Genomic DNA, 25,869 nt, shown 5'->3' with positions numbered 1-25,869 from the left:
CGCGTTCGCGTTGTGTTCCACTGAAAACATGCGGTTGATGGCGGTGCATGCCCACCCCGACGACGAGTCGAGCCGCGGTGCGGCGACCCTGGCCAAGTACGCGGCCGAGGGGCATGAGGTTCTTGTCGTCACGGCCACCGGCGGGGAGCGTGGTGACATCCTCAACCCGGCAATGAATCTGCCGGGCACTCACGAAAATCTGACGGATGTGCGTCGTGAGGAGATGGCGCTCGCGGCGAAAACTCTTGGGGTTGAACATCACTGGCTGGGTTTTATGGACTCCGGTCTGCAGCTCGACTCCAGTCTGTTGCCCGAGGACGGGTTCGCCCGCGTGCCGCTCGCCGAATCCCTGGCTCGCCTCGTCGAGGTGATCAGGCATTTCCGGCCGCACGTGATGATCACCTACAACGAATGCGGTGGCTACCCACACCCCGATCACCTTCGCTGCCACCAGCTGGCGGTCGCCGCGTACGAGGCGTGTGAAGAGGTGGGCAAGCTCTATTACTTCCACGAAATTGTCAGGGTGACACCGGGAATGGTGAAGCTCGCCGGAAGGATGGAGCGGATCATCGGCCGTATCCCACGCCGGAGAACTAGCGCAGGCCCAGCGGATCCCCGAGCGGGCGATGTCGCGGTCCCCGGTTGGGTGCGGCGGGTGAGCCTGCTGACCCGGCGGCTGCGAGGACGCCGGGTGACCACCGAAGTCCCCTGCGCCGACTACTTCTCTGTACGTGACAGGGCCTTGCGGGCGCATGCGTCGCAAGTCGATCCCAACGGGCCGTTCTTCCTGGTGCCATGGACCTGGCAACAGCAGCTGTGGCCCACGGAGAAATTCGAACTCGCACGCACCCGCATCGCGACGACCGCGCCCGAGACCGACCTCTTCGCCGGTTTCTGACCGTTAGTGGGGTGCCGCGGCAACAGTCGCCGGATGCACCGCGATCAGTCCCAGCCCCCGGCGGCGCTTGCACATCGCCGCGAGCTCTGCGTAGGCCTTCTCGCCCAGAAGTTCCGTCAACTCGGGGCCATAGGACTGCCACACCTGCTTCTTGCCGACGTGTGCGGCCGGGTCTCCCGTGCAGTACCAGTGCAGGTCGGCGCCGCCCTCACCCCAGCCGCGACGGTCATACTCGGTAATCGTCGTCTTGAGGATCTGCGAACCGTCCGGCCGGTCCACCCATGCCTGCGTCCGCCGAATCGGCAGCTGCCAGCACACCTCGGGCTTCATCGTCAGCGGCTCGACACCCAGCTTGATGGCCTTGGAATGCAGGGCACAGCCGATGCCGCCCGCGAAGCCGGGACGGTTCAGAAAGATGCACGCACCCTTGTACTTGCGTGTGCGCCACTGCTTTTCCCCGTCGAGCTCGTCCTTCTCCAGGTAGCCCTTGCGGCCCAGCCCCTTCTCCCGGAATTGCCAGTCCTCATCGGTGAGCTGTTTCGCCGAGTCGTCGAGCTTCGCCCGATCGTCGGCATCGGAGAGAAACGCCCCGTGTGAGCAGCAACCGTCGTCGGGCCGTCCGGCAACCGTGCCCTGGCAGGCGGGAGTGCCGAACACACAGGTCCAATGTGATAGCAGCCAGGTCATGTCGGCCTTGATCAAATGCTCAGGATTCTCCGGGTCGTAGAACTCCACCCATTCGCGGGCGAAGTCGAGCTCCACCTCCTGGCCGTCGAGGGAGGCGTCACGTCCAAAGGGCTGTTTTGGCAGCGTCGTCACAGATGTAAACGGTAGACCCACTAACGTGTGCTGCGTGCGATTAGGCGTGCTGGATGTCGGCAGCAACACAGTGCACCTGTTGGTGGTCGATGCCCGACGGGGTGGACACCCCACACCCATGAGTTCCACCAAGGCGGCACTGCGTCTGGCGGAGGCCATCGATGAGTCCGGCAAGCTCACCCGCAAGGGCTCCGACAGCCTGGTGCACACCATCCAGGAGTTCTCCAAGATTGCCCACAGCTCCGGCTGCGCGGAGATCATGGCGTTCGCCACGTCGGCCGTTCGGGACGCCACCAACTCCGATGAGGTGCTGACACGTGTCAAGAAGGAAACCGGCGTGGATCTCGCCGTGCTTTCCGGTGTCAACGAGTCGCGGCTGACCTTCCTGGCGGTGCGGCGCTGGTACGGCTGGAGCGCTGGACGCATCATCAACCTCGATATCGGCGGCGGCTCGCTGGAGCTGTCCTGCGGTGTCGACGAGGAACCCGATATCGCGTTGTCCCTGCCCCTGGGCGCGGGACGATTGACCCGAGAGTGGTTGGCCGAAGATCCGCCGGGACGACGCCGCGTCGCTATGCTGCGTGACTGGCTGGAATCGGAACTGGTGGACGCCGCCAAACAGATGGCGGCGGCCGGAGTGCCCGACCTGGCCGTAGCGTCCTCGAAAACGTTCCGGTCGCTCGCGCGACTCACCGGTGCGGCGCCTTCCGGCGCAGGACCACGAGTTAAGAGGACACTTACAGCAAGCGGACTGCGCCAGTTGATCGCGTTCATCTCGCGAATGACGACCGCAGACCGTGCGGAGTTGGAGGGAGTCAGTGTCGACAGGGCGCCTCAGATCGTCGCCGGAGCACTCGTTGCGGAGGCAAGCATGCGTGCTCTGTCGCTAGAGGCGGTCGACATCTGTCCGTGGGCTCTGCGCGAAGGGCTAATTCTGCGCAAGCTGGATAGCGAAGCCGATGGCACCGCACTCGTTGACTGAACCCGTCCGACACGGCCTCGGAGCCGCGACGCCGGCGACATTCAGCCTCGGACGGTAGGAGAGGACATGACCGACTCAGACGACACGCAGCGGCCGGTATCGGTTGCCGAGCTGCTGGCACGCAATGGTGCCGCTGATGGCAAGATCAGCGGCCACCGCCGCAGGATGCGGGGCAATGCCGACGCGATCCCGGTGGCCGAGCTGACCGGCGAGATCCCCGTCATCCGTGACAAGAAGGGTGGACGGGCGCGCCCCAATCCGGCGCCGTCGCCTACTGCGGAAACCTCGACGACGCCCGAGATACCCAAGACGCCCGAAACGGGAGCACGTTCCTACCTGCGCTCCAACGAGGATGCGTTGTTCGGCGGCGACAGCATGGCCGACGAGGCCGCGCGTCGCGGTACCACTGCTTCGGCGACGCCGGCTCAGCCTTCCTCGATGGCGTCGCCGCTTCGCAGCATCTTCCCGCCGACCCCCACGCCCGTCGCCCGGCCCGGCGAACCGCGCAAGTCGATCGACTTCAACGACGCCACCGGTGTCATCTCCCCGATTCCCAAGGAACCGCCCGCGGCTGAGCCGGCGCCCGCGCCGAAGCCCGCCGCGGTCGCTCCCGCCCCACCCACGGCGCAGCCTGCGCCCGTGGTGCCCGTCCCTCCGGTGTCTCGCCCCGAGCCCGTCACACCGGAGCCAGAGCCCGAGCCTGTCGCCCAGCCGCAGGCCGTCGTCGCCGAGCCGGAGACTCACGAAGACGAGCACGTGGAGGCCGTGGAGGCTGTGCAGTCTTCGGACCACGCGGAGTACGAAGAAGACGACGAGTACGAGCAGTACGCCCACGCACCCGCCGTCGAATGGACCTCACACGACGCCGAGCAGGATGTCGAGGACGACGAGTTCGAGGGCGAAGAAAACGACTACCAGCTGGAGCGCGAGCTGCAGGAGCTCGTCGGCGCGCACGGGGGTCCGGCCGAACCCGAGGCCAGTCAGTTCGCCGATGGTGAGGCCGACACCGGCGAGTCCGACGCCGAAGCCAAGGCCGACCGCCGGGAAAAGATCAAGACCTATCTACAGGGCAGCTGGATCGCCGCGCAGTACCTGCTGGCCGCGGCCGTAGGCGCGGGCCTCTTCTTCGGCTTCCGGGAATTGTGGAGCTGGAACCAGGGCATCGCGTTGATCCTGGGTGTGTTGTTCATCGCAATCCTGGTCGCCTCGCTGTGGGTGATTCGCAAGACAGTCGACCTGGCCAGCATTCTGATCGCGATCGTGGTGGGAGCTCTGATCGCGTTCGGCCCGCTTGTCCTCATGCTGCAGTCGGTGGATTAGGTAGCGTTATCCAACCGTGCGCCCTGCGATCAAGGTTGGTCTGTCCACGGCCTCGGTATATCCACTCAAAACCGAAGCGGCTTTCGAGTACGCGGCCCGGCTCGGGTACGACGGTGTCGAGCTCATGGTGTGGGCCGAGGCGGTGAGTCAGGACGTCGCCGCCGTCGCGAAGCTCTCCCGCAAGTACGACATGCCGGTGTTATCCGTGCATGCCCCGTGCCTACTGGTGTCACAGCGCGTCTGGGGTGCCAACCCGATTCCGAAGCTGGAACGCAGCGTCCGGGCCGCCGAAAAATTGGGTGCGAAGACCGTTGTCGTGCACCCACCATTTCGGTGGCAGCGGCGGTACGCCGAAGGGTTCGCCGAACAGGTTGCTTCGCTGGAGGATTCGAGTGACGTACACGTCGCGGTGGAGAACATGTTCCCGCTGCGGGCCGACCGTCTGTTCGGTGCCGGGCAGTCATCGGTGGAACGGATGAAGCGCCGCGGCGGCAGGCCCGGAATCGGAGTCTCCGCCTTCGCGCCGTCGTTCGACCCCACCGACGCCAACCATGCCCACTACACCCTCGATCTATCGCATACCGCCACCGCCGGGACCGACGCGGTGGAGATGATGCGCCGGATGGGATCGGGGCTGACGCACCTGCATCTCACCGACGGCACGGGTGCGTCCGTCGATGAACATCTGGTGCCGGGCAAGGGAACTCAGCCGGTCGCGCAGGTATGCCGGGAGCTGGCGTCCGGCGACTTCACCGGACAGGTGGTGCTGGAGGTGCACACCTCGACGGCGCGCACCGAAGACCAGCGCGAGACGATTCTGAGGGAGTCGCTGGAGTTCGCCAGAACCCATCTGGTGCGATAGGTGGCGTGGTTAATGCTCCCTTCGCGCAAGCAATGTCTCTCACGCCCGCGGGCGACGGGCTGTTTGACGCGCACCTAAACGACATCTGGACCATCGGACCCAAGCTGCACGGCGGCGTCATGCTCGCGCTGCTCGCGGGAGCTGCACGAGAGACGCTGGCTGAGGGTCTTCGCGCAAGCGGCTCATCCGCGGGCGAGAGCGAGCCCATCGCCGTCAGCGCGAGCTACCTGTTCGCCCCTTCTCCCGGTGACATGCAGGTGCGTACGTCCGTCCGTAAGCAGGGCAGGCAGATCTCCCTCGTGGATGCGGAGCTCGTCCAGGGTGGACGCACCGCGGTACACGCCGTTGTCACGCTGGGCACACCTGAACTGCATGTGGGCCCCCTGCTGACGGCCCTGCCGCCCGCGCTCACTCAGCTGCCCGCCGAGCCGCCACCCGGGGTGGCCCCGATTGCCGCCGGCCATCCGATGGGGGACATCTTCCATCTGTTCGGCGGGATCGACGTGCGCCCCTCCCTGCGCTCGATGAGCGACCTGAGCGAGCGGGGCAAGCCCGAGATCGTGCTGTGGGCACGCCCGCGCGATATGGCGCCTGACGGGTTGTTCGCCTTGGTCTGTGGCGATATCTCGGTACCGGTGACCTTCCCGCTGGGGCGCTTCGGCTGGGCGCCCACCGTGCAGCTGACCACGTATCTTCGTACGCTGCCTTCGGACGGTTGGCTGCGAGTGTTGTGCAGTACCAACCAGATCGGCCAACACTGGTTTGATTCCGAACACACGGTCATTGACTCCGAGGGTGCTCTGGTGGTGCAGTCTCGCCAGCTCGCCATGGTGCCGGTAAACTGATCGGGCTACTCGACTGGAGGGTGCCGACCATGGGTGACAAGCAGAAGACGCCTGACTGGGCCGCCGAGCGGGGCGCCTGGGTGCTCGAGAACGGGCACCGCGCCTTGTTGAAGCTGACCGGCGGCCGCTGGCCGCACAAGCTCGGGTTCATGCCAACGCTGGAGCTGCACACCATAGGGCGCAAATCCGGTGAACGCCGGTCGTCCTTGTTGAGCTCGCCCATCTTCACACCGGAGCGGATTGTCGTGATCGCGTCGCTCGGCGGCGCCTCGCACCACCCGGCCTGGTACCTGAATCTCGTGGCCAATCCGAATGTCGAGATCACGGTGCGCGGACAGACCAAGCCGTACACGGCGCGCACCGCCTCGCCCGAGGAGAAGGCTGCGCTCTGGCCGGAGATCACCCGGGGATTCGGCAACCCGTACGCGGGATATCAGCGCAGCACCACCCGGGACATCCCCGTCGTCATCTGTGAACCGGTTTAAGGAGATTTCTGTGAGCACACAACCTGATTGGGCAATCCGGACCGGCGCATGGTTCCTGGAGAACGGACACCGGGCGGTGCTCGCGCTCACCGGCGGCCGGTATCCCAAGAAGGTGCTCGGCATGCAGCCGGTGGAGCTCTACACCATCGGTAGCAAGACGGGACAGCGCCGCGGCACTCTGCTGACCGCGCCGATCTATGAGCCCGACAAGGTGGTGCTGGTGGCCTCCTACGGTGGGGGCACCGAGAACCCGGCCTGGTACAAGAACCTCGTCAAGAACCCGGCCGTCGAGATCGCCGTGGACGACGTAGCGCGTCCCTTCACGGCGCACACCGCCTCTGCCGAGGAGAAGGCCGCGCTGTGGCCGGCGATCGTCAAGGCCAACCCCGGGTATGCGGGATACCAGAAGAACACCGACCGGGAGATCCCGGTCATCATCTGCGTACCTGCGTAACCGCCGCGGGCCTGCCCGCGAGTTTCGTGGTGGCTGGTCGCGCCGCCACGGTATCCCAAATTGACAGCATGCTGTCGTATTGACAACATCATGTCAATGACACCTTCTGTCGCTCACGTGGCCATCTACGACGGGCTGGCCGACTCCGAGATCGGGCACCTTCTTGTCGAATTGAGAACCGGCCGCTTCACCCGGGCGAAGGTGAGAGTCGTGACCGTCGCAGCTTCTCGCCTGCCCGTGACGACGATGGGGGGCCTGCGTGTGCTTCCCGATCTAGTGTTGTCTGAGCTCGACGTCGCGGCCAGCGACCTCTTGATACTCGGCGGTGCGCACATGTGGGATGACGGAGGCGGGGCCGAGTTCATAACTACGGCAGAGCATTTCCTAGAGGCGGGGGTACCGGTCGCCGCGATTTGTGGGGCTACTGCGGGGCTTGCTCGGGCCGGCTTACTCGACGAACGCGACCACACCAGCGCCGCGCCGGACTACCTCGTAGCGACCGGTTACCGCGGTGGGTCCCGCTACCTCGACGAGCGTGCCGTGCTGGACGGAGACCTAATCACCGCTGGCCCCCAGTCGCCCGTCCAATTTGCGTGCGCCGTCTTGCGGCGCCTGGGATTGGCATCGGAAGCCACACTCGCCGCCTACGAGGCCTTGTTCGACCGCGCAGAATTGGCGGCCTTCGCGACGCTCGCCGGAGTGCAGCAGGCGTCGTGACCGAGATACGCGGCCATCCTCCGGAAGGGGTACCTGCGCCAGATTGGCCTGAACTGCCCGCGCGAACGCACGGCGGGGACTTGCTGAGCGAGATTGTCCTGGCGACCTTCCGGCTCAATGCCCGGTTCCTGGATGCGGCTCAACAACTCGCCGCGAACGGCGACATTACCGCCGCATGGTGGCAGGTTCTCGGCGCCATTCTCGACAGCCCGCGCGCTGTGCCAGACATCGCCCGTCGCATGGGGATGACCCGCCAGGGAGTACTTCGTGTGGCTGACCTGCTCGTCGAGAAGGGTCTTGCCGAGTACCTGCCGAATCCGGCTCACCGTCGAGCCAAAATGCTGGCCTGTACGCAAGCGGGGAATTGGGCTGTTCACCGGATAGCCGTGGCTCAACGCCCCTGGGCTGACCGGATTGCTGATTCGATCGACGACCAACAACTTGAGGATGCGCTGGGGACCATGCGGCAGCTGATCGCGCGTCTCGGGGCTGACTCGCGGTGACGCCCTGCGGGTAGATCACGGCTCTGGTCTCCCTGCATACGGGAAGCGTAGGAGTGCACGGAGATTCCCGGCCGCATCGCTCCGGAGGCTGCCGACTGCATCACGCGCGGATTGCGTTAGGTGTGGGTGAACTGAGCTCTTGATTGTGAGCTGCCTCATACTCAGGATGGTTACTAGGTCAATGTCGACACTAGGAGGCCCTCATGACGCGGACACACTACGGATCGTTACGCAAGGGAGGGCTCAACTGGGATTCTTTGCCGCTCAAGCTTTTCGCCGGCGGCAATGCGAAGTTCTGGGATCCTGCCGATATCGACTTCTCGCGCGACCGGGCGGACTGGGAGTCACTCAGCGATCGAGAGCGCGACTACGCGACGCGCCTGTGCGCGCAGTTCATCGCCGGTGAGGAATCGGTGACGCAGGATATTCAGCCGTTCATGGCGGCGATGCGCGCCGAGGGGCGGCTCGGTGACGAAATGTACTTGACGCAGTTCGCCTTTGAGGAGGCCAAGCACACCCAGGTGTTTAGGCTCTGGCTCGACGCCGTGGGGATCATCGACGATCTGCACGGCTACCTCGACGACCTTCCGGCATACCGCGAGATCTTTTTCGATGAGCTTCCCGACGCGTTGGCAACGCTGGCCACGGACCCGTCACCGGCCGCCCAGATTCGTGCATCGGTGACGTATAACCACGTCGTCGAGGGGATGCTGGCGCTCACGGGATACTTTGCATGGCACAAGATTTGTGTGGACCGAGGGATTCTGCCCGGTATGCAGGAACTGATCCGGCGGATCGGCGACGACGAGCGGCGCCACATGGCCTGGGGCACCTTCACCTGCCGGCGGCATGTCGCCGCCGACGACGCCAACTGGCCGGTGTTCGAGGCCCGCATGAACGAACTCATCCCCATCGCGTTGCGTCTCACCGAGGAAGGCTTCGGACTGTACGGCGACGACACCCCGTTTGGGCTCGTGCTGGACGAGTTCATGCAGTACTCCGCCGACAAGGGAATGCGCCGGTTCGGAACCATCAGCAGCGCGCGTGGGCGCCCACTCGGTGAGATCGATCTCGACTACTCACCGCTCCAGCTGGAAGACACCTTTGCTGCCGAGGATCGGCGGGCGCTCGCGGCCACGGCCTAGCGCGCGCTCCGCACGGTCGCCGCCCATAACCGGGGAAAGGCCACGTTGTGCAGCGGGTTGCGCAGGATCAGATGGTTGTGTGCCAGCCCAACGGCAATGCGGCGCTTCGGGTCCGCCCATCCGGTGGAACCGCCCGCGCCCATATGTCCGAAACCGCCCGCCAAACCCGGCGCGGGGATGCAGTGATAGCCGAGTTCCCAAAGATCGCGAGTGACGGGAAGGTTGGGCCTGCCCCCGCGGCCGTGAGCGAGTTCGGCGGTCTTCTCGGCCGAAAGCAGCTGCCTGCCGTCCACGCTTCCCCGATTGCTCAGCGCGCCGTAGAGCTTGGCCAGCGCGGGGGCGGTGCAGATGGCGTTGCCCGCACCCATCTGGGTGTCGAACACAGGAGCGCTGGTGTGTCCGTCGTCGGCGACGATGCGCTCGGCTCCCGGCAGGTGGATCGCTCCGGCGGCGCCCCGCGCACCGGGCATGAAGTCGACGACACGTGCGCCGATGGACAGACCGCGCGAGAGAAACGGCAGCTTCACGGCCTTGTCGAGCTGCGCGTAGATACCCGCAGGGACCGTCGGCGAATCGGCAGGCGGGCGGCCCAGGTGAATGCCGTCGACCCCGAGAACGTCCGCGAGCTCGGTGCGATACAGCGTGCGCATATCGGTGCCGGTGATCGCTCGCGCCAGCCCGGCCAGTAGCCAGCCGTAGCTCATCGCGTGATAGGCGGCCTTGCCGTAGTAGCGCCCGACCGGTATGGCGGCGAGTCGCTGCTCCATGAGTTCGTGGTCGAGAAGCTCCTCGGGGGTCGAGGCGATCGCGGCCAGCGCCGCCAAACCGGACTTGTGCGCCAGCACATCGCGCACGGTAACCGCTTCCTTGCCGTTGGCGGCGAACTCCGGCCAGTAGCGGGCGACGGGAGCGTCGTAGCTCAGTAATCCCCGGTCGGCCAGGCGATGAATCACCGTGGCGGTCAGACCCTTCGATGCCGAATAGACGATCGGGGCGGTGTCGCGGGTCCATGACAAGCCAGGCCGTGCTTCACCGGCCCAGATATCGAGAACCGGTTCGCCGTCGACGTAGACGCAGAGCGCGCCGCCGCCGGGGTGGCCGACATACATGGACGCGAACCGCCGGACCACCCGGTCGAACTCGGGCTGTGCCCACCCACGTACCCCGTCAGGCAGGCCGGTGCCGACGGATTCAGGTGCGGAAACTGGGTCCGTCTCCACGCGACGCTGCGGTTGTGACATATGTAACTTGTAGTCCGGATACCCCGCTGTGCGCCACCACTTGGCGCCAGGTCTGCGAAGAGTCACAAACCGAGGCGAATGTGCCTATCTGCGTGCACATAGGGCGCGGGACACCCGACGCCCGGCCAGAAAGCCGTTTCCGGGCGCGCTAGCTGGTCTGCCATGCTGGTCGCCATGTCCAGAATCGCAATTATCGGTGGCGGCAATATCGGCGAAGCACTTATCTCCGGGCTGCTGCGAGCGGGGCGGCAAGCCAAGGACATCGTCGTTTCCGAGAAGGTCCCCGCTCGGGCGAAGGCCCTGGCCGAGGCGTACTCCATCCGGGTCAGCGAGGTGGCCGACGCCGTCGAGGGCGCCGACTTCATTGTGGTGGCGGTCAAACCATCCGATGTCGAGAGCGCGACCAGCGAGATCGCCGCCGCGCTGGCGAAACTGGACGCGGAGGGTGATGAACGCGAGACCGAACAGGTGTTGGTCTCGGTGGCGGCAGGAGTTTCCGCGGGCTTCTTCGAGTCCAAGCTGGCCGCCGGGGCGCCGGTAGTACGGGTGATGCCAAACGCGCCGATGCTCGTCGGCGCCGGGGTCAGCGCCATCGCCAAGGGCCGGTTCGCGACCGACGAGCAGCTGAGCGCCGTCGCCGAGCTGCTGGAGTCGGTGGGCAGCGTCATCAAGGTGGCCGAATCCCAGATGGATACCGTCACCGCGCTGTCGGGATCGGGCCCGGCCTACTTCTTTTTGCTTGTGGAGGCGCTCGTCGATGCGGGGGTCGCTTCGGGTCTCACTCGCCCCGTCGCAACCGACCTGGTCATCCAAACCATGGCCGGATCCGCTGCGATGCTCCTCGAACGGGCGGAAACCGACGAAAATCGTGCCCCCGGACTGCAGACCCGCACCGAGGTGGATACGACCGCTGCCGAGCTTCGCGCGACGATTACCTCGCCGGGTGGCACTACCGCCGCTGCGCTGCGTGAATTGGAACGTGGAGGTTTGCGGGCAAGCGTCTACGCGGCCGTCGAAGCCGCAAAAACCCGCTCCGAGCAGCTCGGAATCACATCAGAGTAATTTAACCAAATCTTGATCAATTAGCCCACACGGGTATCAGTAACCCCACTGGTCCCGCTATTCTCCTTCTAGCACGTGCGTGTCCGTACCGCCGATGGGGAAGATCGGCGGCACGACATGTGCCAAGGGAAATGGGTATGCGATGACTTCAATGAACGGGCCATCCGCGCGCGACGGGGCCGGCGCCAAGCCGGGCCGTGATGCGGCGGCTACTGGCCAATCTGGAAAAGCTCAGTTCCTCACAGTCGCCGAGGTCGCCGCGCTGATGCGCGTCAGCAAGATGACTGTTTACCGGCTGGTGCACAACGGAGAGCTGCCCGCGGTGCGGGTCGGCCGATCGTTCCGTGTGCACGCCAAGGCCGTCAACGATCTGCTGCAGGCCTCGTACTTCGACGCTGGATAGGCCCCCGCAAGCGGATGGGTACCTCTCACTCGTGGGGGGTACCCCCCGATTCGGCCGGTTTCCTGACGGGGGACCGTAACGGGTAGAGTCATGCGGCACCCTGGTTTTAAGCCTTGAGGGGTTAGGGCGCTCGTGTACGGCTGGCATAAGCCGCTGTGCACCGCCCACGGAAAAGACGATTTCAAAGTAGTTAGCAGGAGTTCATGGGTTCAGTTATCAAGAAGCGGCGCAAGCGTATGTCCAAGAAGAAGCACCGCAAGCTGCTTCGCCGCACCCGGGTTCAGCGCAGAAAACTCGGTAAGTAAACCTTGCGTTAGTGGGTATCCGCTCGGGATGCCCATTGGTGCTGTGATGGATAGGCTTCGTCCGTGAGCACCGGTGAGACCAATCTGCATTACCCGCGGGTGGTGCTGGTCACCGGGGCCAGCCGATTCCTCGGGGGCTACCTGGCTGCACGCCTGGTGCAGAACCCGATGATCAACCGCGTCATCGCGGTGGACGCCGTCGCTCCCAGCAAGGACCTGCTGCGCAGGATGGGCCGGGCCGAGTTTGTGCGGGCCGATATTCGCAACCCGTTCATCGCGAAGGTCATCCGCAACGGTGAGGTCGATACGGTGGTGCACACCGCCTCGGCCTCGTACTCCCCGCGTTCGGGTGGGCGCGCTGCGCTCAAGGAACTGAACGTGATGGGTGCGATGCAGCTGTTCGCGGCCTGCCAGAAAGCGCCCACCGTGCAACGCGTCGTCGTCAAATCGACGGCGCAGGTGTACGGGTCCAGCGGTCGCGATCCGGTGATGTTCACCGAAGAGATGGGTGCTCGCCGCCCACCATCCGACGGATTCGCGCGGGACAGCATCGACATCGAGAGCTATGCCCGCGGTCTGGGCCGTCGCCGGCCCGATGTCGCGGTGACGATTCTGCGGTTGGCCAACCTGATCGGCCCCGGTATGGATACCGCGCTGGCTCGTTATCTGGCGGGGCCGGTGGTCCCGACCATGCTCGGACGCGACGCCCGCCTGCAGCTGCTGCATGAGCAGGATGCGCTGGGCGCACTCGAGCGCGCCACCATGGCCGGTAAGGCGGGCACGTTCAACATCGCGGCCGACGGCATGATGATGATGTCGCAGGCGGTCCGTCGTTCCGGACAACTCGGCATCCCCGTCCCCTCGTTTGCGGTAGCAGCGATCGCGTCCTTCACCAAGGGCACCAGGTACACCGAGCTGAGTTCCGAACAGCGTGACTGGCTGGCGTATGGGCGCGCGATGGACAACACCCGCATGAAGACCGAGCTCGGGTATCAGCCCAAGTGGACGACCATGGGCGCCTTTGGAGATTACGTTCGGGGCCGCGGGATCACTCCAGTTATCGAGCCAGAGTGGGTACGCTCTTTAGGAGATCGTGCGGTGGCTCTCGCGCAGAAGATCAGTTCGTAGAAATAGGGTGGAGGTGAAAAGCATGGCCGGTGAAACAAAAGCCAAAGTCATTCAACTGCAGGCTAATTCGGAGCGCCATGCTGCACGCGCTCGCCGGGCAGAGGCTCGTGCCGACGCCGGAAGGCGGCACCCGTCATCGTTGGCAAGCGGTACGCCGGCCGAAAACTCCACGGACACTGCCGCGGTGATCCATGACCTCAACGAGATCCGTGCGGCGCAGGGCAACGCGCACGTGGGCGACGAGGAGTCGCTGACCGCGCTCGCGGCCAACATTGCCGCCGTCGCTGAGTTCATTCGCCGCCGGGTGGGCGGCGACTACAGCGTTGATGATTTCGGGTTCGACGAGCATCTCAACGAATCACTCTTACTTCCTTTGCTGAGGCCATTGTTCAACCGATGGTTCAGAGTGGACGTGACCGGTGTAGAGAACATTCCAGCGACCGGTGGAGCCCTGGTTGTGGCTAACCACGCGGGTGTGCTGCCGCTCGATGGTCTGATGCTGTCGGTGGCGGTACACGACCGCTGTCCCGGCAACCGGACCCTGCGCAACCTGGCCGCCGATATGGTGTTCGACGCACCGTTCCTGGGGCAGTTGGCGCGAAAAGCCGGTCATACGCTGGCCTGCACCGCCGATGCGCACCGGCTACTGTCCGCGGGCGAGCTGACCGCCGTGTTCCCCGAGGGATACAAGGGTCTGGGCAAGCCGTTCAAGGATCGCTACAAGCTGCAGCGGTTCGGTCGCGGGGGATTCGTCGCGGCAGCCATTCGGACCGGAGCGCCGATCATCCCCTGCTCGATCGTCGGATCCGAGGAGATTTACCCGATGATCGCCGACCTGAAGGTCATCGCCCGGCTATTTGGGCTGCCGTACTTCCCGGTGACCCCGCTGTTCCCGGCGGCTGGACCCGTCGGCTTGGTGCCGCTGCCGTCCAAGTGGCACATCGAGTTCGGCACGCCCATCCCCACGGACGGGTATGACGACGCGGCCGCCGACGACCCGATGGTCACCTTCGACGTCACCGACCAGGTGCGCGAGACGATTCAACAGACGCTGTACCGGCTGCTTGCCGGGCGGCGCAACATGTTCTTCGGCTGAGCGGGTTTCTTCTGCGCCGACACGCCGCGTTCTGCGCGTTCTACCCGGCCGATGTGTCGAAAACCGTAGTCTCGCTACCGCGATGGCGTGATCAGCACCGGTACGCGACCTCAAAAGTGCCGGAAGAAGCTAACTTTCAGTTTCAATACCCCAACCTGCCGGGCGCGCTCGCGGATCTGCTGTAGTGGCGCCCGAGTGATCGGCGTAGGTTCGACGGGTGGTCACAAACCGGGTTACCGAGATGCTGGGCGTGCAGCGGCCGATAGTGCAGGCCCCGATGGGGTGGATCGCGCGCTCCCAGCTGGCGAGCGCGGTCTGCAATGCCGGTGGACTCGGGATCATCGAAACCAGCTCTGGTGAACTCGATGCCATCAAGGGCGAGATCCGCGCCATGCGTGAGCTCACCGATAGACCGTTCGGGGTGAACATCGCGCAGGCATTCGTGCGAGACCCGTCCATCGCGCAGTTCGTCGTGGACCAGGGCGTGACGTTCGTGACCACCAGCGCGGGCGACCCCAATAAGTACACCCGGATCCTGAAAGACAATGGGCTCACCGTCTTTCATGTTGTTCCCACACTTGCGGCAGCCCTCAAGGCCGTCGACGCGGGAGTGGACGGATTGGTGGTCGAAGGCGTCGAAGGCGGTGGTTTCAAGGACCCCAAGGGTGCATCCACCATGGTGCTGCTGCCGCTGGTGCGCTCGCATGTGGACGTCCCCATCATCGCTGCCGGAGGCATCTGCGACGGCGCCTCGATGGCTGCCGCGTTCGCGCTCGGCGCCGAGGGGGTACAGATGGGCACCCGGATGATGTCGGCCGCCGAATCGCCCATCCACGGAAATTGGAAGGCTGCGGTCGTCGCCGCCCGCGAGACCGACACCGTACTGCTCAACCGGCTGACCAAGCCAGGCCTGCGTGCGCTACGCAGCGAGCGCACCGAGGAGATGGAACGGCGAGATCTGGTGTCACTGCTGGAGACCGGGAATCCGTTGGACCTCTACTTCGGAGGCAATATGGACACCTTCGTACCGCTCGGCGGTCAAGTCGCCGGGCGCATCGGCGCGGTGGAGTCGGTGAAAGACATCCTCGACACCACCATGGACGAGTTCACCGCCGTGATCGGCAAGCTCGCCGCCCAATACAGCTGACCACGAATAGAGCCCGGTAACGGCCGTGCGTACCGCATCGCGGTCGTCGGCTGGCCCGAGTGCAGGGGATATCCAACGGCAAACAGGACGCCCGCAAGAGTGTCCGCGTCTGCCGCCCGCTGTAGTCGTCGCTGGTCTCGGTGGTACAGGACCGCTATACCTGCGGATCAGCAAAGGTATTCGGTCCTGACACCAGGGGTTATCGGTAGTTCCTCGCAAACAGCTGGTGGTCGCCTGTAACGAATATGCTGACGTGCCGATAGGCACTATTGATGTTAGCCTTTCACTCATTGCGGGGGGCGCTCGGCTGTTACACCGCTACCCTGAATTGAGGATCAGTATTGTGACTCAACCTTCGCTGGAAGGTGAGACCGGCACCGCTCTGTACTACGGCAGCGGCAATTTTCCCGCAGCTCCCATGATGTTCGGGGGTGTTATCGCGACCTTCATCGTGGTTGCCACGTTGGTGGGGATCGAGGACGGCAGAAACTTCAGTGCTTCTCGGCCGACGCTAGTTCACGAAGTTGCTTCTGTGACACCCGAGGGTGAGGGACCTGGCGGCCAGGCGCATGCTGGTCAGTTAGCTCTGGCCGTGACCGATGTCACGGCATCCCCGGTGGCAGGCGATCTCTCGCTGACCCAGACCGAACAGAGCGGCCATGTTCTGGTCGGTGTGCGTGTGATCAATGACGGTGACGCCCCGCAGAGGTTCGAGCCTGCGATTCAGCAACTTGTTGTGGGCGATCAAACCTTCGGCGCGAACCCGACGGTCTCGCAGCCCGTGCTCGGCGCAGATCTCGGTCCCGGCGAGAGCATCGTTGCGTCTATTGCGTTCGACGTTCCCGAGGGTGCCGAGCCTTCGGCGATCATCCTGCGTGACTCGGTGACAGCCGCCGGCACTCAGGTGAGTTTGGCTGACGTGGGCGATAGCGGCGTGGCGCAGTGATCAACCCAGTTTCTGGTCGGGAAAGGCGACTCCCGGGTGCTGGTCGGCGCCCGGGGTACGAGTGAGAGGCGCTGTGTGACCACGGAACTGAACCCGGAAGCAATCTGGAAGGCACTGCCCGGCGAGCTCACATCAGCACTGATCGGGCGGGCCTCCGAACCCCTGAATGATGAGCTGCTGATCAAGTGTCATCGCGCAGCCGAAAAGAACGACCTGCCGATCTTCTGGCGGCCGGACCCGGACGCCGGTTTCGGCCGGCACCGACTGCATCCGGCACTCGTCGAGTACATCGCCAGCCTCAATAAGGGCGGCTAGCTCGCCCATTGCGCCGTTACGGGCTGCACGTCCCGGCGTTGACCCAGCGGCCGTTGTAGCCCACGCACGCGTGAACGTTCGGTGCGGGGGGAGGGGGCGGAGGATCGTCCGGCAAGGGTGCATAGTCCTCGGGTGGCGGCGCGTATCGCTGCACGGTGTCGGCGATGTTTGCGCAGCCGCTCACCGAGATTCGGCGGCCGCCCCCTACGCAGACGTCGGCGTTGGCTACTGGTTGCGCAATCGGTAGCAGTCCGGCGAACGCCACCGCAACGGTCACCATTGCTGTCGCGCGCCTCACGGCTGGCGCTCCTGTGGCAGCTGGCAGCGCTCACGGAAGTCGACGACGGGCTGCCGGATGGAGCGCAGATCGTTTTCGGCCTCGGGGTTGGTGCTGAAGTAGGCCTTCACCGCGCTCTGCATCTCGCTGTGCGGCTTACCCGCCTGGCCGGTGAAGAACTCGTTGACGTCCGGGTGGGTGAACAGGTAGCTCGATGTCGATGCGGCGACGCCCGCCGAGACTCCGGCCAGGTCGGCCGCCGTGCAGTTCGTCGGACGCTCGGGCTCCGCATTCGCGGCCGCCGCGGCGATGAGCGCGGCGGCGCCCAGGGCCGTAAACAGGCTTGTGGCAATGAGTTTCATGGACCGCTCCTTACGGGATTTGTTGCACAGCGGGTGGTTTCCAGGTGCCGTCAATGATCGACGGCGGTGTCTGCGTGGGCCAGTACAGGCGCATCGTCAGATTGAATCTGCCCGCGGGTGCGGGGAGCCAGTTGGCTTCCTTCTCGGGTCCTGGGGTCTCATGCTGCAGATACAGATCCACGGAGCCGTCGGGATTGAGGGTGAAGTTATCGCGCTGGCTCAGGGTATAGCGGCTCAGCGGGTTGTCGACGAAGTAGAAATCCCCGTCGTACATGGTCAGCGACCAGAACCCCTCGACGGGTGGCAGTTGGTCCTTGCCGAAGTGCAGCGTGTACTTGTTGGCTCCGTTGTAGAGCTGACCGGTGGCGTCGGCTTCGGAGGTGGGGTACACGGCATCCTCTGGCCGGTTGGCTCCGAGGCCGAAGTAGGTGACGGTGGCGCGTTGCAGATAGTTGGTTTCGTAAAGCCCCATCTGGGTGCTGAATTGCCAGCCATTGATGTCTTTACCGAGATCTTTGAAGTGTGCCGTGATCTTGTCGACGCCCTCCTTGGGCACCGTCTGCAAGGCGTTCACGGCCGCGGCGCCGAGCCCGTCGATATTGAAGGGCTTACCGGCCTCGATGCCGATCTTGGCCATCTTGTCGACCATCGGCTTATCGGCCTCGGTGGGCGGGTTGTCTCTCATCAGGGTGGCGAGCAGGCCGAAGTAGTCCTTGGCGCTCAGGTTGTTGACCTGATCGCGCGCGGGAGTCTTCATATCGACACTCGGATCGACCGTGCCGGCCGGTGGGGTGTAGGGCTTGCCGTAGGAGCTCAACGGAACCAGCGAGATCGCGTCCTGCATCGTGTGGACGGCTGCCAAATCTTCGGGCGTGCCGGAGCAGTAGATGCGACCGATGAGCCACACGATGGCGGTCGGGGACTTGTACTCCTTGACGCCCGCGGGCAGGGTGCCCTTCCAGTTGGGGCCGGTGATGGCGTAGGTCTGCGGCCCTGTACCGGTGGTGCGCTTGCCGGGTACCTCGAAGACATTGGTGTACCCGTCCAGCATCGGGAACAGGTAGTAGCGATCATCCGCCTCGGGCAGGCTCAGCACATACGGTTCCTTGCTTACGTCGACGAATCCGTTGGTGTAGAGGGTGTCTGCGTTGGGTGTGGTGACATCCCGGAACGCCGCCGTCGGGTATTCACGCATCCGCGCGAGCTGGCCCATGGGAGCCCGCGGCGCTTCGACTTTGGCGACATTGGTCATCACCCGCCGCGTCATCTCCATGGTCACCAGCGGGTAGCCGTACACGTAGGCATCCAGCGCAATCGCCTTCGCCTCATCGGCGGAAAGCTTCTGGGGTTCAGAATCTTTCGAGCAGCTAGTCATCCCGGTCGCCAACAAGACGGCGCTCGTGACGGCCAGCCATCTGCTCCACTGCCAACGCCTACCGCTCACGGGCGACACCCTTTCCAGTTGTGATGATCTTGGTCGATCACCGTCGATCGTGCAGCATTTTCACAGGGTTGTCTTGACTTTGACGGACAGATATTTGACAGTTCAGGACATGTCAGTCATCCGCGGCTCGGCGTTGACCAACTATCACCCCCTGGTGTCGGAGCTCGGCGGTGACTGCGGCAAGCTGCTTGCCGCAGCGAGGATTTCACCGGACGATGTCGGGGTCTACGACCGGTTCATCTCGCTGCCGAGCGGGATGGCCGTGCTGGAGGAGACCGCGACTGCGCTCGGCGTGCCCGACTTCGGCCTGCGGCTTGCGCGACGGCAGGGGATCGAGATCCTGGGGCCCGTGGGCCTAGCCGCGCGTAGCGCGGCAACCGTTGCCGATGCGTTCGACATTCTTGAAAAGTTCATGGCCGCATACTGTCCCGCCATCGGCGTGCGGGTTATCGATCTGCCCGATCCGGTGCACTGCCGGTGCGAGTTCGAGTTCCTGCTCACCCCGGCGCCCCCGCAGGCACAGGCGCTCGAGCTGTCCCTCGGCGTGACGTTGCGGGTGCTGCACCACTTCCTGGGCCGCGGTTATCGACCAGTGGCGGTGCACCTGCCCCACGCGGCCTTGACGGCACCGTCGGAGTATCGGCGTTACTTCGGCTGTCCGACGTTGTTCCGCGAACCCGTTGCGGGGTTCACACTGCGCGCCACCGATATGCAGAGGTCGCTACCCAAAGACCGGCTCGCGCATCAGACCGCCGTCGATTACCTGACGGGGACCCTCGCCGACCGTCGGCCGGATTCGAGCCGACTGGCCCGGATCCTCATCCGGCAGCTGCTTCCCACTGGGGCGATCGGTCTGGGGGACATCGCATTACACCTCGGAGTACACCCAAAAGCGCTGCAACGGCGTCTCCGTTCCGAGGGCACGACCTTCGCCGAACTCGTCGACCACATCCGCCGTGAAACCGCCGAGCGATTGCTTTCCGATACCGAGCTGAACCTGGACCATGTCAGCAGGCAACTCGGCTACGCCGAACAGAGTGTGTTCACCCGAAGTTGTAAGCGCTGGTTCGGTACTACCCCGAGTGCTTACCGAACGAACCGCAGAGGCCGCTAGCCCTTGCGATGTGAGGCGATGTTGGCCGCCATGGAGTTCGCGTCGGTCTCGTGTCCCTCGGCCTCGCCGATCATGGTGACGATGCTCGTGGCCACGGGTTGCCCGTCGGCATCGGTGACCTCGGCGCGCACCTCGGCGGTCACCATGCCGTGCGACTCCAGCACGCTGTCCAGGTAGCTGTCGAAGTACAGCCGGTCTCCCGCCTTGACGGGGCGGTGGAATTTCAGCTTCTGGTCGCGGTGCAGCACACGTGCCACGTTGATGGGCAGATCCATCTCGGTGAAGATCTTGTGCTGCACACGCCGGCCCGCGACGGCGAGGAACGTGATAGGCGCGACGACACCGGAGTTCTCCTCGCAGCCGTCCTTGATGGCCGCCGCGAATTCACGCATCTTCTCGCGACCGACCTCGAAGTAATCGGGGTAGCGGTAGTGCGTTCCGATGATGTCTTGGCGGATGGCCATGCATTAACCCATTTCGCTGCAGGTCAGGTACGAATCTAGACAGTTCGAGCGGCGCTGAGCCTATCAGCAGCGGTAATGGTGATTGTTACGTCTCGCGTCGGGCCAGCGCGGCCGCCAACGCTCCGCCCGCGGCACCGAGCAGCACCGCCGACGGCACGCCGATGCGGGCGGCCTTGCGCGCCGTGCGGAAGTCGCGGACCTCCCAGCCCCGGCGTCGTGCCACGTCGCGCAGCTCCGCGTCGGGATTGATGGCCACGGCGGTGCCCACCAGTGACAACATCGGCACATCGTTGACGCTGTCGCTATAGGCGGTGCAGCGCTTGAGATTCAGTCCGTTACGGATGGCAAGGTTGCGCACGGCACGCGCCTTGCCCGGTCCGTGCAGGATGTCGCCAACCAGGCGTCCGGTGAACACCCCGTCCACCGATTCCGCGACGGTGCCCAGCGCTCCGGTGAGGCCCAGCCGTCGGGCGATGGTCTCGGCGAGTTCCTTGGGTGTGGCCGTGACGAGCCACACCTGCTGGCCGGCGTCGAGGTGCATCTGGGTCAGCGCCCGGGTGCCGGGCCAGATCTTGTCGGCGATCGTCTCGTCGTAGATGTCCTCACTGAGGTTGACGAGTTCATCGACACTGCGACCCTCGATGAACGAGAGCGCCTTCTGCCGGCCCGCGGCGACGTCATCGGAGTTCTCCCGGCCGGTCAGCCGGAACTTCGCCTGCGCCCAGACGAACTGAAGCATGTCCGAGTACTTGAAGTAGTCGCGTTCGGCCAGGCCGCGGCCGAAGTGAACCAGCGAGGAGCCATGTACCAGCGTGTTGTCGACATCGAAAAACGCGGCGGCGGTCAGATCCGCGGGCGGAGGGCCCGAGGGCACTTCGGCCGCCGCGGAGTCGGCCTCGGCGAAGGAGGCGGCGCGTGCGACGTCTTCGGCGAACGCCTCGGCGAGCAGCTGCTCCTCCGCGGAGCCTTCGGCAGGGGGGGCGCCGTTGATCTGGGGGCTGGTCATAACCGGCTTAACCGCCCTTCCTGTCCGCCGTTTCCGAATGCCGTTTAACCCTACTGAGGGTGGCGGGAGCTCGGGGGACCCGGTGGCAGAATTGGTATATGACATCTCTAACGCTGCTGACGCGCCCGGGCTGCTCTGCCTGCGAACGAGCGCAGCGTGAATTGGCGGCCCTGGCCGGCGAGTTCGGGGTCCCGCTCACCGTCACCGATGTGGATGAGGCCGCGATCACAGATTCGTCTTTGCGTGCGGAGTTTGGTGACCGGCTTCCGGTGGTGCTGTTGGACGGTCAGGAGCACAGCTATTGGGAAGTGGATGAGCCCCGGCTCCGGGCGGACCTGAAACGTGACCGATAACAGGCTGTTTGGATTTTGCCCAGTGGCCATTTTCGGGCTACCGTGCATGAAGTTCGAGCCTCACCAAAAGCAAGGGAGCTGGACAGTGAGATGTCAGCGGAGTGACCTGCGGTGAGCGTCCTGCTGTTCGGAGCCTCGCACCGTAGCGCGCCTGTGCCGGTGCTGGAGAAGCTGGCGATTGGCGAGGCCGATCAGCCCAAGATCATTGAACACATTCTGCAATCGCCCCTGGTCAGCGAGGTCATGGTGCTCTCGACCTGCAACCGGGTCGAGGTATATGCCGTGGTCGAGGCCTTCCATGGTGGCCTGACTGTCATCGGTGAGGCCATTGCCCGGCATGCCGGTATGGGCATGAACGAGCTCACCAAATACGCCTACGTCCGATACAGCGAGGCCGCCGTCGAGCACCTGTTCGCGGTGGCCAGCGGCCTGGATTCCATGGTGGTTGGCGAGCAGCAGGTGTTGGGCCAGGTGCGCAACGCCTATGCCACCGCCGAAACGCATCAAGCGGTGGGCCGGGTGCTGCACGAGCTGTCCCAGAGCGCCCTGCGCGTGGGTAAACGAGTGCATTCGGAGACCGGTATCGACGCGGCCGGGGCCTCGGTGGTGTCGGTGGCCCTCGATCTGGCCGACGGCAAGCTCAACGGTCTGCCCGGACGCACCGCTGCCGTTGTCGGCGCCGGCTCGATGGGCTCCTTGGCGACCGCGCAATTGATCCGCGCGGGTATCGACAACCTCTGGGTGGTCAACCGCAGCGCGGAGCGTGCGCAACGCCTCGCGGCGACGGCGCGCGAGGCGGGTGTGAACGCGCAGGCGATCACCCTCGACAACCTGGACCAGGCGCTGGCGCAGTCCGATGTGGTGGTGTCGTGTACCGGGGCGGTCCGGCCGGTGATCTCGCTGGCCGACGTGCACCGTGCTCTGGGTGGTGGCCGCCAACTCGTCTTCTGTGACCTGGGCATGCCGCGTGACGTGGACCCCACGGTGGCCGGTCTGCCCGGCGTCGTCGTGGTGGACATGGAGCGCATCCAGCGTGAGCCCACCGCGCGTGCGGCGGCCAACGATGCCGGCGCGGCCCGCCAGATCGTCAACGACGAGGTCGCCCGGTACCTGACCGGTGAGCGGATGGCGGAGGTCACCCCGACGGTTACCGCCCTGCGCCAACGGGCCGCCGAGGTGGTGGAGGCCGAGCTGCTGCGCCTGGACGGCCGTCTGCCGAGTCTGGCGGGGGCCGAGCGGGACGAGGTCGCCAAGACTGTTCGCCGAGTCGTCGACAAGCTGCTGCACGCCCCCACGGTGCGGGTGAAGCAGCTGGCGTCCGCACCCGGCGGTGACAGCTACGCCGAGGCATTGCGTGAGTTGTTCGAGCTCGATCCGCACACCGTCGAGGCGGTGGCGACGGCGGGTGAACTACCGCTTGCCACAACGGAATTGCACGAAGAGAGCCGTGGTTGATGGTCCTCACCCGAGTGGCTCGCCGATTCCTCATGGTCTTCGCGTAAGCGGCTCATCGATCCTGACCGTCTTCGCCCGAGAGGCTCATCCATGATCCGAATTGGTACCCGCGGCAGTCTGTTGGCGACGACGCAAGCCGGGGGAATCAGGGATGCTCTGCGCGCCAAAGGGCACGAGGCGGAGCTGGTAATCGTGACCACAGCCGGGGACCAGTCGTCTGCACCCGTCGAGCAAATCGGTGTGGGGGTCTTCACGGCCGCTCTGCGCGAGGCCATCGCCGATAACGTCGTCGATGTTGCCGTGCACTCTTACAAGGATTTGCCAACGGCGGCCGATCCGCGGTTCGTCATAGCCGCCATTCCGCCTCGTGAAGACTATCGGGACGCCCTCGTGGCCCGGGACGGATTGGTGTTGGGGGAGTTGCCCACGGGCTCGGTGATCGGTACCTCCTCCCCGCGACGCGCCGCGCAGCTTAGAGCACTGGGTCTCGGTTTGGAAATTCGCCCCCTAAGAGGCAACCTGGATACCAGGTTGAGCAGGGTCTCCAATGGTGATCTTGATGCTGTGGTAGTCGCCCGGGCGGGTTTGGCCCGTATCGGACGTTTGGACCGCATCACCGAGACACTGGAACCGGTGCAGGTATTGCCCGCGCCGGCTCAGGGAGCGCTGGCGGTGGAGTGCCGCAGTGAGGTCACCGATCTGGTGGCTGTACTGGCGGAACTCGATCACGCCGACACGCGCGCCGCGGTGACTGCCGAAAGGGCCCTGCTTGCCGAGCTGGAGGCGGGCTGTACCGCACCAGTTGGCGCGATCGCCGAGGTGGTCGAGTCGATTGATGAGGATGGCCGTGTCTTCGACGAACTGTCGTTGCGCGGATGTGCGGCGGCGCTGGACGGATCTGACGTGATTCGGGCCTCCGGGATTGGCACCCCCGAACGGGCCGCAGAGCTTGGGCTCGCGGTCGCGAGGGAACTGCTCGATCTCGGTGCGCGAGCACTGATGACAGCTGAATAGGCGGCGCAAACCGCCGATATGGGAGGCAGTAGTGACCCGAGGGCGCAAGAAGCCAGGGCGCATCCTGTTCGTTGGTTCCGGGCCGGGAGACCCTGGCCTGTTGACCGTCCGGGCGCGCGCGGTGCTCACCAGCGCTACGGTCGCGTTCACCGACCCCGATGTGCCGCAAGCGGTACTCGATCTCGTCGGGTCCGCGGTCGAACTTCCTGAACCGGCGCCCGTCAAACCTGCGACCGGTGGTGAGGAAGCGCCCGCGTCGGGTGACGCTGAGGCCGCTGCCGAACCGCCACTCACCATCGACATTCGCCCGGCTCTGGGCGATCCCGCCGATGTCGCCAAGACTCTGGTCGCCGAGGCCAAGAACGGCGTGGACGTGGTGCGGCTGGTCGCCGGAGATCCGCTCTCGATCGATTCGGTGCTCGCCGAGGTCATCGCGGTTACGCGTACCCAGGTGGCCTTTGAGATTCTGCCCGGTCTGTCGTCGAGCACAGCGGTGCCCGCGTACGCTGGCCTGCCGCCGGGATCGGCGCACACCGTCGCCGATGTGCGCGGCGATGTGGACTGGGCGGCGCTGGCCGCCGCCCCCGGCCCGCTGATCCTGCACGCCACCCCGACGCATGTACCGGACGCCGCTAAGGCGCTCATCGAGCACGGTTTGTCCGATCAGACTCTGGTCGCGGTGACCGCGCAGGGCACCACCTGCGCGCAGCGGACCGTGGAGACCACGCTGGCCTCGCTGATCGACGGTGTCCCGGTGGACGCCAATGATCCGCACGGGCCGATGACCGGCGCCCTGGTGTTGACGATCGGCCGTGTGGTTGCTGGTCGCTCCAAGCTGAACTGGTGGGAGAGCCGCGCGCTGTACGGCTGGACTGTGCTGGTGCCGCGCACCAAGGATCAGGCCGGCGAGATGAGCGAGAAGCTTGTCGGATACGGAGCCCTGCCGGTCGAGGTGCCCACCATCGCCGTCGAGCCCCCGCGTAGCCCCGCACAGATGGAAAGGGCCGTGAAGGGTTTGGTCGACGGCCGCTACCAGTGGGTGGTCTTCACCTCCACCAACGCGGTCCGTGCGGTGTGGGAGAAGTTCGCCGAATTCGGCCTGGACGCTCGCGCCTTCTCGGGTGTGAAGATCGCATGCGTGGGTCAGGCCACCGCCGAGAAGGTGCGTGCCTTCGGTATCAATCCGGAGCTGGTACCCGCGGGTGAGCAGTCCTCGCTCGGACTGCTCGACGAGTTCCCGCCCTATGACGACGTTTTCGATCCGGTGAACCGGGTGCTGCTGCCCCGCGCCGACATCGCCACCGAGACCCTCGCCGAGGGCCTGCGGGAGCGTGGCTGGGAAATCGACGACGTGACCGCCTACCGCACTGTGCGGGCGGCGCCGCCGGCGGCGCAGACGCGCGAGATGATCAAGACCGGCGGATTTGACGCCGTGTGCTTCACCTCGAGCTCGACGGTCCGCAACCTGGTGGGTATCGCCGGGAAGCCGCACGCACGCACCATCGTGGCCTGCATCGGACCGAAAACCGCTGAGACCGCCATCGAATTCGGGCTGCGCGTGGACGTGCAGCCGGAGACTGCCGCTGTCGGTCCACTGGTGGAGGCTCTTGCCGAGCACGCCGCCCGGTTGCGCACCGAGGGCGCACTGCCGCCGCCCCGTAAGAAGAGCCGACGGCGTTAAGCGGAGATTCAGCGGAAGGCCATTGC

The 25,869-nt window shown here is 65.2% G+C and carries 30 protein-coding genes; 23 read left to right on the top strand and 7 right to left on the bottom strand.

Annotated elements, in window-relative coordinates:
• Positions 1 to 28 precede the first annotated feature (28 nt).
• Positions 29 to 898, top strand: a complete 870-nt coding sequence (gene mca, locus B4400_RS03895; protein WP_078308191.1) for a mycothiol conjugate amidase Mca — start codon at positions 29 to 31, stop codon at positions 896 to 898.
• Positions 899 to 901: 3 nt separating this feature from the next.
• On the opposite strand, the gene B4400_RS03890 is transcribed toward mca, so the two are convergent.
• Complete coding sequence (locus B4400_RS03890; protein ID WP_078308532.1) at positions 902 to 1,717, bottom strand: DUF3109 family protein; 816 nt, start codon at positions 1,715 to 1,717, stop codon at positions 902 to 904.
• A gap of 34 nt (positions 1,718 to 1,751) precedes the next feature.
• On the opposite strand from B4400_RS03890, the gene B4400_RS03885 reads away from it, so the two are divergent.
• The 9 genes from B4400_RS03885 (at position 1,752) to B4400_RS03845 (ending at position 9,030) form a co-directional block, all read left to right on the top strand.
• Positions 1,752 to 2,699: a Ppx/GppA family phosphatase gene (locus B4400_RS03885; RefSeq protein ID WP_078308194.1), complete on the top strand. Its 948-nt coding sequence runs from the start codon at positions 1,752 to 1,754 to the stop codon at positions 2,697 to 2,699.
• 66 nt (positions 2,700 to 2,765) lie between these two features.
• Complete coding sequence (locus tag B4400_RS03880) at positions 2,766 to 4,019, top strand: Rv0497 family membrane protein (protein WP_078308197.1); 1,254 nt, start codon at positions 2,766 to 2,768, stop codon at positions 4,017 to 4,019.
• Between the two features lie 16 nt (positions 4,020 to 4,035).
• Positions 4,036 to 4,881 (top strand): sugar phosphate isomerase/epimerase family protein, encoded by an 846-nt coding sequence (locus B4400_RS03875; protein ID WP_078308200.1) that lies wholly within the window; start codon positions 4,036 to 4,038, stop codon positions 4,879 to 4,881.
• Positions 4,882 to 4,886: 5 nt separating this feature from the next.
• Complete coding sequence (locus tag B4400_RS03870) at positions 4,887 to 5,726, top strand: thioesterase family protein (RefSeq protein WP_078308202.1); 840 nt, start codon at positions 4,887 to 4,889, stop codon at positions 5,724 to 5,726.
• Between the two features lie 29 nt (positions 5,727 to 5,755).
• Positions 5,756 to 6,211, top strand: coding sequence for a nitroreductase/quinone reductase family protein (locus tag B4400_RS03865; protein ID WP_078308204.1), 456 nt, complete (start codon positions 5,756 to 5,758; stop codon positions 6,209 to 6,211).
• A gap of 10 nt (positions 6,212 to 6,221) precedes the next feature.
• Positions 6,222 to 6,665 carry a nitroreductase/quinone reductase family protein gene (locus B4400_RS03860; RefSeq protein WP_078308208.1) on the top strand — a complete coding sequence of 148 codons (444 nt, stop codon included), beginning with the start codon at positions 6,222 to 6,224 and terminating at the stop codon, positions 6,663 to 6,665.
• A gap of 96 nt (positions 6,666 to 6,761) precedes the next feature.
• Entirely contained in the window at positions 6,762 to 7,382 is a 621-nt protein-coding gene (locus B4400_RS03855) for a DJ-1/PfpI family protein (protein WP_078308212.1), read from the top strand.
• Positions 7,379 to 7,885 carry a MarR family winged helix-turn-helix transcriptional regulator gene (locus B4400_RS03850; protein WP_502688374.1) on the top strand — a complete coding sequence of 169 codons (507 nt, stop codon included), beginning with the start codon at positions 7,379 to 7,381 and terminating at the stop codon, positions 7,883 to 7,885. The genes B4400_RS03855 and B4400_RS03850 overlap by 4 nt, the downstream gene beginning before the upstream one ends.
• A 203-nt stretch (positions 7,886 to 8,088) precedes the next feature.
• Entirely contained in the window at positions 8,089 to 9,030 is a 942-nt protein-coding gene (locus tag B4400_RS03845; RefSeq protein ID WP_078308214.1) for a R2-like ligand-binding oxidase, read from the top strand.
• On the opposite strand, the gene B4400_RS03840 is transcribed toward B4400_RS03845, so the two are convergent.
• The gene (locus B4400_RS03840) at positions 9,027 to 10,271 is read right to left on the bottom strand and encodes a serine hydrolase domain-containing protein (protein ID WP_078308217.1); all 1,245 of its coding nucleotides are present in this window, start codon (positions 10,269 to 10,271) and stop codon (positions 9,027 to 9,029) included. The genes B4400_RS03845 and B4400_RS03840 overlap by 4 nt on opposite strands.
• Positions 10,272 to 10,445: 174 nt before the next feature.
• Here B4400_RS03840 and proC point away from each other — a divergent pair, with 174 nt between their 5' ends.
• The 8 genes from proC to B4400_RS03800 all read left to right on the top strand — a co-directional run bounded on the left by proC (position 10,446) and on the right by B4400_RS03800 (position 16,673).
• Complete coding sequence (gene proC / locus B4400_RS03835) at positions 10,446 to 11,333, top strand: pyrroline-5-carboxylate reductase (protein ID WP_176112808.1); 888 nt, start codon at positions 10,446 to 10,448, stop codon at positions 11,331 to 11,333.
• Between the two features lie 142 nt (positions 11,334 to 11,475).
• Positions 11,476 to 11,736 carry a helix-turn-helix domain-containing protein gene (locus tag B4400_RS03830; protein ID WP_078294123.1) on the top strand — a complete coding sequence of 87 codons (261 nt, stop codon included), beginning with the start codon at positions 11,476 to 11,478 and terminating at the stop codon, positions 11,734 to 11,736.
• Between the two features lie 203 nt (positions 11,737 to 11,939).
• The gene (locus B4400_RS03825) at positions 11,940 to 12,041 is read left to right on the top strand and encodes a 30S ribosomal protein bS22 (protein ID WP_003402602.1); all 102 of its coding nucleotides are present in this window, start codon (positions 11,940 to 11,942) and stop codon (positions 12,039 to 12,041) included.
• A 63-nt stretch (positions 12,042 to 12,104) separates the two neighbouring features.
• Positions 12,105 to 13,169, top strand: coding sequence for an SDR family oxidoreductase (locus B4400_RS03820; protein WP_078308220.1), 1,065 nt, complete (start codon positions 12,105 to 12,107; stop codon positions 13,167 to 13,169).
• Between the two features lie 22 nt (positions 13,170 to 13,191).
• On the top strand, positions 13,192 to 14,265 hold the full coding sequence (locus B4400_RS03815) for a lysophospholipid acyltransferase family protein (RefSeq protein ID WP_078308223.1): 1,074 nt from the start codon (positions 13,192 to 13,194) through the stop codon (positions 14,263 to 14,265).
• Positions 14,266 to 14,482: 217 nt separating this feature from the next.
• Complete coding sequence (locus tag B4400_RS03810; protein WP_078308225.1) at positions 14,483 to 15,412, top strand: NAD(P)H-dependent flavin oxidoreductase; 930 nt, start codon at positions 14,483 to 14,485, stop codon at positions 15,410 to 15,412.
• A 343-nt stretch (positions 15,413 to 15,755) separates the two neighbouring features.
• Positions 15,756 to 16,358, top strand: a complete 603-nt coding sequence (locus tag B4400_RS03805; RefSeq protein WP_078308227.1) for a DUF4352 domain-containing protein — start codon at positions 15,756 to 15,758, stop codon at positions 16,356 to 16,358.
• Between the two features lie 75 nt (positions 16,359 to 16,433).
• Positions 16,434 to 16,673, top strand: a complete 240-nt coding sequence (locus B4400_RS03800; protein ID WP_286151056.1) for a hypothetical protein — start codon at positions 16,434 to 16,436, stop codon at positions 16,671 to 16,673.
• A 16-nt stretch (positions 16,674 to 16,689) separates the two neighbouring features.
• Here B4400_RS03800 and B4400_RS03795 read toward each other — a convergent pair whose 3' ends face one another.
• Genes B4400_RS03795 through B4400_RS03785 form a run of 3 tightly spaced genes read right to left on the bottom strand, consistent with a single transcriptional unit; the run spans position 16,690 to position 18,756 of the window.
• Positions 16,690 to 16,971 carry a hypothetical protein gene (locus B4400_RS03795; protein WP_078308229.1) on the bottom strand — a complete coding sequence of 94 codons (282 nt, stop codon included), beginning with the start codon at positions 16,969 to 16,971 and terminating at the stop codon, positions 16,690 to 16,692.
• Positions 16,968 to 17,312 (bottom strand): heme-binding protein, encoded by a 345-nt coding sequence (locus tag B4400_RS03790; RefSeq protein WP_078308231.1) that lies wholly within the window; start codon positions 17,310 to 17,312, stop codon positions 16,968 to 16,970. Before B4400_RS03790 ends, B4400_RS03795 begins: the two co-directional genes overlap by 4 nt.
• 10 nt (positions 17,313 to 17,322) lie before the next feature.
• On the bottom strand, positions 17,323 to 18,756 hold the full coding sequence (locus B4400_RS03785) for a DUF1254 domain-containing protein (RefSeq protein WP_286151057.1): 1,434 nt from the start codon (positions 18,754 to 18,756) through the stop codon (positions 17,323 to 17,325).
• Between the two features lie 109 nt (positions 18,757 to 18,865).
• On the opposite strand from B4400_RS03785, the gene B4400_RS03780 reads away from it, so the two are divergent.
• Entirely contained in the window at positions 18,866 to 19,870 is a 1,005-nt protein-coding gene (locus tag B4400_RS03780; protein WP_078308233.1) for an AraC family transcriptional regulator, read from the top strand.
• Here the strand turns inward: B4400_RS03780 and B4400_RS03775 are convergent.
• Complete coding sequence (locus tag B4400_RS03775; RefSeq protein WP_078308236.1) at positions 19,867 to 20,334, bottom strand: FAS1-like dehydratase domain-containing protein; 468 nt, start codon at positions 20,332 to 20,334, stop codon at positions 19,867 to 19,869. The genes B4400_RS03780 and B4400_RS03775 overlap by 4 nt on opposite strands.
• Positions 20,335 to 20,419: 85 nt before the next feature.
• Positions 20,420 to 21,340, bottom strand: coding sequence for an HAD family hydrolase (locus B4400_RS03770; protein ID WP_078308238.1), 921 nt, complete (start codon positions 21,338 to 21,340; stop codon positions 20,420 to 20,422).
• Between the two features lie 98 nt (positions 21,341 to 21,438).
• On the opposite strand from B4400_RS03770, the gene B4400_RS03765 reads away from it, so the two are divergent.
• From B4400_RS03765 to B4400_RS03750, 4 genes are all read left to right on the top strand, one after another.
• Positions 21,439 to 21,693: a glutaredoxin family protein gene (locus tag B4400_RS03765; protein ID WP_078308240.1), complete on the top strand. Its 255-nt coding sequence runs from the start codon at positions 21,439 to 21,441 to the stop codon at positions 21,691 to 21,693.
• A gap of 111 nt (positions 21,694 to 21,804) precedes the next feature.
• Positions 21,805 to 23,148 (top strand): glutamyl-tRNA reductase, encoded by a 1,344-nt coding sequence (locus tag B4400_RS03760; RefSeq protein ID WP_078308242.1) that lies wholly within the window; start codon positions 21,805 to 21,807, stop codon positions 23,146 to 23,148.
• 90 nt (positions 23,149 to 23,238) lie between these two features.
• Entirely contained in the window at positions 23,239 to 24,162 is a 924-nt protein-coding gene (gene hemC / locus B4400_RS03755; protein ID WP_078308245.1) for a hydroxymethylbilane synthase, read from the top strand.
• Between the two features lie 31 nt (positions 24,163 to 24,193).
• Positions 24,194 to 25,843, top strand: a complete 1,650-nt coding sequence (locus B4400_RS03750) for a bifunctional uroporphyrinogen-III C-methyltransferase/uroporphyrinogen-III synthase (protein WP_078308247.1) — start codon at positions 24,194 to 24,196, stop codon at positions 25,841 to 25,843.
• Positions 25,844 to 25,869: the final 26 nt, after the last annotated feature.

This window comes from Mycobacterium sp. D16Q13, assembly GCF_002013375.1.
GTDB lineage: Bacteria > Actinomycetota > Actinomycetes > Mycobacteriales > Mycobacteriaceae > Mycobacterium.
Note: the sequence above shows the minus strand (reverse complement) of the source record. Positions and strands in the feature narration are given on the sequence as shown.